This is a genomic window from Cytobacillus oceanisediminis (assembly GCF_007830235.1).
Taxonomy (GTDB): domain Bacteria; phylum Bacillota; class Bacilli; order Bacillales; family Cytobacillaceae; genus Cytobacillus; species Cytobacillus oceanisediminis.
Genome location: NZ_VLKI01000010.1, coordinates 125,219 through 131,833 on the forward strand (window position 1 = coordinate 125,219; position 6,615 = coordinate 131,833).

Below are 6,615 nucleotides of genomic sequence, written 5' to 3' on the forward strand. Positions count from 1 at the left end.
CCAACTGCACCGGACCAAAGCTGAATCGCAAGTTGTGCAACATTTCTCTTCCCACAGAGGGAAGCAGAACTGTTTTTAACCAAATAAAAAAGTGTGGATGAAAACACCCACACTTACGTATATAAACAGAAAATGTTCACGTAAAACCTGCCAACTGCACTTTGCGTCAATCAGGTGAGAAGCGGGTGCTTCTTCTTTTCCTCAAACTGTATTCAATTACCTTAGATACTATATCACAAAGTATTATTTCGTGTCAAACGAATAACTTTTATCACAACGAAGAAAAGCATAACAAAATATATCACTTTTTGCAATATGGTTTTATTATTTTTTTGGAAAAAGAATTAAGTACCAGTTTCTTCAGGGATTAACGTTGAAGAAATATATCAACGAAATTTTTAAAATATCAACGAAAAATTTATTTTATCAACGAAAATCACCCATATATCAACGAATTTTCCAATATATCAACGAATCAGTCTCAGCAGACCTTGCAAGAGAAAAGGGCTGCAGTCTCAGCAGCCCCTCCACATCGATATTAGCGTTTAACTTCAGCATTTAAAGCTGAGATGAAATCTTCAAATGGAACTGTTTCTGATTTTTGCTCTCCATACTTGCGGACATTGACAGCTTTTTCAGCTACTTCATTGTCTCCGACTACAAGCATGTAAGGAGTTTTTTGCATTTGCGCTTCACGGATTTTATAGCCGATTTTTTCATTGCGATCATCAAGCTCAACGCGGAAGCCTTCTGCCTGAAGCTGCTCCTGTACCTGCTTTGCATAGTCAAAGTGCACATCCGGAGAAACCGGAATCACCTGGACTTGAACTGGGGCTAGCCATGTCGGGAATGCTCCCTTGTATTCTTCAATCAGGAATGCCACAAAACGTTCCATTGTTGAAACAACACCACGGTGGATAACTACAGGGCGATGAGGCTTTCCGTCTTCTCCTACGTATGTTAAGTCAAAGCGTTCCGGCAGCAAGAAGTCGAGCTGAACAGTAGATAATGTTTCATCTTTGCCAAGGGCAGTTTTAACCTGAACATCCAATTTCGGGCCGTAGAAAGCTGCTTCACCGTCTGCCTCAAAGTAATCCAGGCCAATTTCATCCATGGCTTCTTTCAGCATGGCCTGTGCTTTTTCCCACATTTCATCATCATCAAAATACTTCTCAGTATCTTGAGGATCCCTGTAGGATAGACGGAATGAATAATCATTGATATCAAAGTCTTTATATACTTCTAGGATCAGATGAACAACTCGCTTGAATTCTTCCTTAATTTGGTCAGGACGTACAAAGATGTGCGCATCATTCAGAGTCATGCCGCGTACACGCTGAAGTCCGGATAGGGCTCCTGACATTTCATAGCGGTGCATCGTTCCCAGTTCGGCAATGCGGATAGGCAGCTCGCGATAGCTGTGAATGCCGTTTTTGTAAATCATCATATGATGAGGGCAATTCATCGGACGCAGAACAAGCTGTTCATTATCCATTTCCATCACTGGGAACATGTCTTCCTGATAATGATCCCAGTGTCCGGAAGTTTTATAAAGGTCCACACTTCCCATGATTGGAGTGTAAACATGGTTATAGCCTAATCTTTCTTCCTTATCAACAATATAACGCTCGATGTTGCGGCGGATTGTTGCCCCTTTCGGCAGCCATAACGGCAAGCCCTGGCCAACCTTTTGCGAGTTCATGAACAGGTTAAGCTCTTTGCCGATTTTACGGTGGTCGCGCTCTTTCGCTTCCTCAAGCAAACGTAAATGTTCAGCCAGATCTTCTTTCTTGAAAAAGGCTGTTCCATAAATACGCTGAAGCATTTTATTATCGCTGTCGCCTCTCCAGTATGCACCGGCAATGCTTAACAACTTGAATTCTTTCAGTTTCCCTGTTGATGGAACGTGAACGCCTCGGCATAGGTCAAAGAACTCACCTTGCTCATAGATTGTTACTGTTTCTTCTTCTGGAATAGCTTCAATGAGTTCAAGCTTGTATTCATCCCCAATTTCCTTGTACATCTCGACCGCTTCATTACGGCTGACTTCCTTGCGGACAATATCAATATTTTCATTAATAATTTTTTTCATTTCTTTTTCAATTACAGGAAGGTCCTCTGGCGACAGGGATTCTTCCAGATCGATGTCATAATAAAACCCGCCTTCAATAACTGGTCCGACACCTAGCTTTACATTTTTATATAAACGCTTTATCGCCTGTGCCATCAAGTGGGCAGTACTGTGGCGAAGAACCTCCAGTGCGTCACTGCTGTCAGGTGTAACAATTTCAATAGCCCCATCCTTTTCAATTGGACGGCGAAGATCATACATTTCTCCATCCAGACTACCGGCAATTGCCTTTTTCTTCAGGCCCGGGCTGATCGAAGCTGCAATATCTTCTGTTGTCGTTCCCTTTGGAAACTCCTTTACAGCACCATCTGGAAACGAAACTTTAACAACTTCTGACATGATATTTCCTCCTTTTTATGTTAGCGCATGACACCTGATTCAGGTGCTTTAGCGTTTTAACCTTTGTGAAAAAATAAAAAAACCCGCCCCTAAAAAAGGGACGAGTTATTATTAACACGTGGTTCCACCCTACTTCTCATTTTTCATAAAGGAAAAATGACTCTGTAGTAAGATAACGGTTCGTTAAAAACCGCCAGCCCATTTCCTGGCTGGAGTTCAGAGGCGGTAAGCATTCGAATCGTGTTAGGAAGGTTTCAGCCTTGCCTTCCCTCTCTTTGAACCGTATAAGAATACCCTTATCCTCATCGCAACTTTTGCTTGATTAACATAATATGTACGTTATTATAGTTTGTTATTTCAGGAAAATCAAGGGTATATCTTACATTTTTTCATCAGCTGCGTAAGGATAGGTTCTTTTATTTTCGTAAAAGCCTGAAATGGAATCCAGTACAAGCCTTTCTTCAAATATATTGCGGATCGTTCTGACCAATGGCTGTTCATAATCATCCGAATAAAGATAAATGCAGGCTGGAGCAATGGAAAGAAGCGGTGCAATCGTTACGGAATCCACATATACCGGATGATTGGATAAAAGCTTCCGGTCAATCATTCTTAGTAGCTCTACCCGCTTTATTTCATAAAATTGCTCATCATAAAAATGAATGCCCTCATCCATAAGTACATGGATCGTATTCAGTTTGGCCTGCCTGCCTGATAAAAAATCCCTTAATGTTTGAATAAACATCTGGTATTCCTGCTCCATCTTATACTCATCAATGGACACTTCCACATATTTAGCCATTTGGTCCATAAGCGGACGCATCCGAAACTTAACAAAGGAATCAAAAGAAAACGATATATTATTCTGAAACAGCTGATCGATTGCGCTTTTCAAACTTTCCTTAACATCCAAATCGCTTACAAATGCAGCTAGATCCTCCCGGTTTCCTTCCAGAATCGAGTGGATAATTTCAAGAATTTGCTGCTGCTCTCCCTCATCTTCATAATAATAGTTTTCGATCAGTATTCTCCTAAACCAGTCATCCTGCTTACGGTTTACGATAAACTGGTAAAATACTTCTTTAACAGACTCCAAATCTTTTAGGCTATTTTCAATGAAAATTTTTACTATATGTTGCCCTTCAAATTGAAGAGTTTTATTATCGGTTTGGTTAGAAGACAGCAGCCGCTCATGGAGATGCTCATAAAAATTTCTTGCATCTGCGCTGCTTTGGAAAATGATTTCGATCAACCAAATCCCCCCTTTATACAAATCTCTGTTCTATGTATATGGGGGACTTGGCCAAATTAGAAGTCTGGTTTGTTCTTTTAGCATTTTAAAACGAGGGAAAATAGCTACTAAAAGAAGCTGCCGGATAATACACGGCAGCTTTCTTTGTTAAGCTCTTCTGTTAGGGCCTTCCACAAGAACAGGATCTGCAAGGTATTTGATCCGCTCCATAATTCTTCTGGCCTTCATTTTCTCTTCCTCACCGCGCTGGCTATAGGATAGATGATGCTCCAGCCCTTGAAAATCAAAGTTAGAGGTGAAAAAGGTAGGAAGGCTTTCCTGCATGCGAAATTGCAGAATGGGACCTAAAATTTCATCCCTTGTCCAGCTGGACATCGTTTCGGCACCAATATCATCAAACATTAAAACAGGCGCTTTTTTGATTGTTTCAATCTTGCTATTTAAAGTTTGATCGCCGATTGAATTCTTTAATTCCCTGAACAGCTCCGGGACATACACAATCATGGAGGATACTTTTTTGCTTGCCAGCTCATTAGCGATGGCCCCAAGCAAATAGGATTTGCCCACACCGAATTTACCGTAAAAATAAATACCCTTTTTCTTTGAGCCCGGCTGGTAGTCCATGACGAATGAAGCAGCTTTGTCGACTGCAATAATACGATCGTCATCATCATATACAGAGTCAAAAGTGGCATGAAGAATATCGGTTGGGACATACAGGCTCTGGATAAGCTTCTCATTTTTCCGCTTCTCGTCATTCATAACCTTGCGGGGGCACTTATCGTACTTTAAATCAATAGTTCCCCTTTGAATAACAATTTCTGGATGATAGCCCTGCATAAAATTAACACAGCCCTCCAGGCTCGGGCATTTATTGCACTCCTTGCTTTGCTGTGTATACTCAAATAACTTGATCAGGCTTTTTTCAACCATTTCAGATGTCACTTCGTCCTTATGGTCCCGCAAAAAATCCCTTACCTCCGGATGATTCAGCGTTTGATTGCGCATCATTTCATACCTTTTTTGGAACCCTTCATTGCCTGCAAGGCGTCTAAGTGTTTCATTGATTTTTTCCATCAATCAGTCACCTCCTGTGATCGCAGTTTTTTCAGTTTTTCTTTTAGCTCTCTTTTTTTCATTTCAAGTTCATCCTGGTCCTTGCCGCTTCTTTGGGGCTGGGCCTCAGGCTTATTACTGCTTGTTTCATTATTATCATCAAACCAGTCAGGCAGCATCTCAGTCCTGATAGGCTGCTTTTTTGTCCCTTTTTTATTGGGTGTTTTCTTTCCTTCTGCCCAATCAAGATATTGCCGGTGCTCTTTTTTAGCTAAAAGCATGGCCTCCTGTGGAGTTTTAATCTTCTTTCTGGCCCAGTGTCCTGCTATTTTTTCAACATAACCTTTAGTCAATTTCATATCTGTTTTAAGCATAACATATTGAATTAGAACATTTATTACTCCAGGAAGAAGCTTTTGCTGGAACATGACATCCTCAATGATCTGCAAGTCGCTTTTTGATGGCTCTGCCCCTCCGGATATATCTTTTAAAAGCTGTCTCGGAGAAGTAATTTCCAAATAACGGATCAATTCCTCTTCCTGCGTTTTAGGCTCTTTTTTATGGGTTTGCTGAATCGCTGGCTGTACCCGGTCAATAAGGGATGGAAGCTGATCCTGATTTTGAAATTGATACCAATCGCGTGCGGATTTCCTTAGCTCTTCAATATTAATCTCATTGTCTTCATTCACAGCACTGATCACTATATTTTTCATTTGAATCGGATCAATTCCATACAAAAAAGCAAGATTGCTGATTGATTCCTTTACTTTAGCTGTAAGGGCTTTTTTTGAAACAAGAGATTCATTTAGTCCTGCCTGAAGCAATTCAAAATTAAAAGCTTCATTGGAGATTTGAACCCCCTCTTGCTCTTGTCTGCCTATATACCCCAGCTCATCCGATTCATTCATTAGCTGCTCCAAATCTTGGTCAACCTCAAAAGAGCCGGGATGCCCTGATTCATATACATCCTGAAAAGCTTTGGTTACTTCTTGATACCCTGGTTTTGGGTGCACCTTTTGATCCGAAAAGAAGCGTTTCAGCCTCATGAATTGGTTTTTCCCCAATTTTTTATAGAGATAAATATTTAGCATTCCATCAAGGAAAAATTGTTCTGGCGTTAAAGGAGGGAGCAGCTCATAAATAAAGGAACGGGTATCATCTTCCTTGTTTACATATACCTTTAGAAGCCCGATTCCCTCCAGCTTGAGGCGGGCTTCATAAATTTCCTTAAGTCCCATGCCCATAAAATTCATTAAGCTGTGGTGTGAGTTGGAAGAAGACCAAAGCCGGTTTTCCTCCAGTTCAGCCCAGAGAGTCATATATAAGCTGAAACAAGTTGAACCAATAAGAGGCTGGTACAACAGTGTCAGCACTTTTCTGTCATATTCATGCAAAAGCCCGCTGGCGGCTACTGTGTATCTGTCAATTGGAAGCATTTCTTGCCAATGCTGGGCCATAGCCTTCACCTTTTTCCGTTCTATTTTGTCTTGTTCGTCTTTGTTCGTAAAGATGGATAACTGCCGTCTGCCGATTTCTTGGCTTGGGTTGTTGGAGTACTACAGTTCGATTACCTACCTAATCCTGGTAAGCTTTTGTCGTTAGTCCCCTTGAATAACCGCCATATCCCATAAGCAAGGTGGGGTTTCGTCGTTATTCCGTTTGATTAACTACCTTTTCCCATATACCGGGTGGATTTTCGTCGTTAATTCATTTGATTATCTACCGTTTCCCACAAGCCAGGTGAGTTTTCGTCTTTATTCCGCTTGATTAACTACCATATTCCCTCAACCTGGTGGAATTTCGTCTTTATTCCGCTTGATTAACTACCATATTCCCT

At 41.0% G+C, this 6,615-nt stretch carries 4 protein-coding genes and 2 other annotated features; all 4 genes read right to left on the reverse strand.

Features of this window, described 5'->3' with window-relative positions:
- Positions 1-79 precede the first annotated feature (79 nt).
- Positions 80-203 (reverse strand) — a sequence feature (ribosomal protein L20 leader region).
- A gap of 335 nt (positions 204-538) precedes the next feature.
- Positions 539-2,470 carry a threonine--tRNA ligase gene (gene thrS, locus IQ19_RS16905; protein ID WP_144543545.1) on the reverse strand — a complete coding sequence of 644 codons (1,932 nt, stop codon included), beginning with the start codon at positions 2,468-2,470 and terminating at the stop codon, positions 539-541.
- Positions 2,471-2,563: 93 nt separating this feature from the next.
- Positions 2,564-2,788 (reverse strand) — a binding site (T-box leader).
- A 61-nt stretch (positions 2,789-2,849) separates the two neighbouring features.
- On the reverse strand, positions 2,850-3,722 hold the full coding sequence (gene ytxC, locus IQ19_RS16910; protein WP_144543546.1) for a putative sporulation protein YtxC: 873 nt from the start codon (positions 3,720-3,722) through the stop codon (positions 2,850-2,852).
- Between the two features lie 147 nt (positions 3,723-3,869).
- On the reverse strand, positions 3,870-4,799 hold the full coding sequence (gene dnaI / locus IQ19_RS16915; RefSeq protein WP_144543566.1) for a primosomal protein DnaI: 930 nt from the start codon (positions 4,797-4,799) through the stop codon (positions 3,870-3,872).
- Entirely contained in the window at positions 4,799-6,235 is a 1,437-nt protein-coding gene (locus IQ19_RS16920; RefSeq protein WP_144543547.1) for a replication initiation and membrane attachment family protein, read from the reverse strand. Before IQ19_RS16920 ends, dnaI begins: the two co-directional genes overlap by 1 nt.
- Between the last annotated feature and the right edge of the window lie 380 nt (positions 6,236-6,615).

Bases quoted from the DNA above. Each gene is read 5' to 3' on its own strand.
- thrS (WP_144543545.1), bottom strand. From the start codon at position 2,470: ATGTCAGAAGTTGTTAAAGTTTCGTTTCCAGATGGTGCTGTAAAGGAG.
- IQ19_RS16920 (WP_144543547.1), bottom strand. From the start codon at position 6,235: ATGGCCCAGCATTGGCAAGAAATGCTTCCAATTGACAGATACACAGTA.
- dnaI (WP_144543566.1), bottom strand. From the start codon at position 4,799: ATGGAAAAAATCAATGAAACACTTAGACGCCTTGCAGGCAATGAAGGG.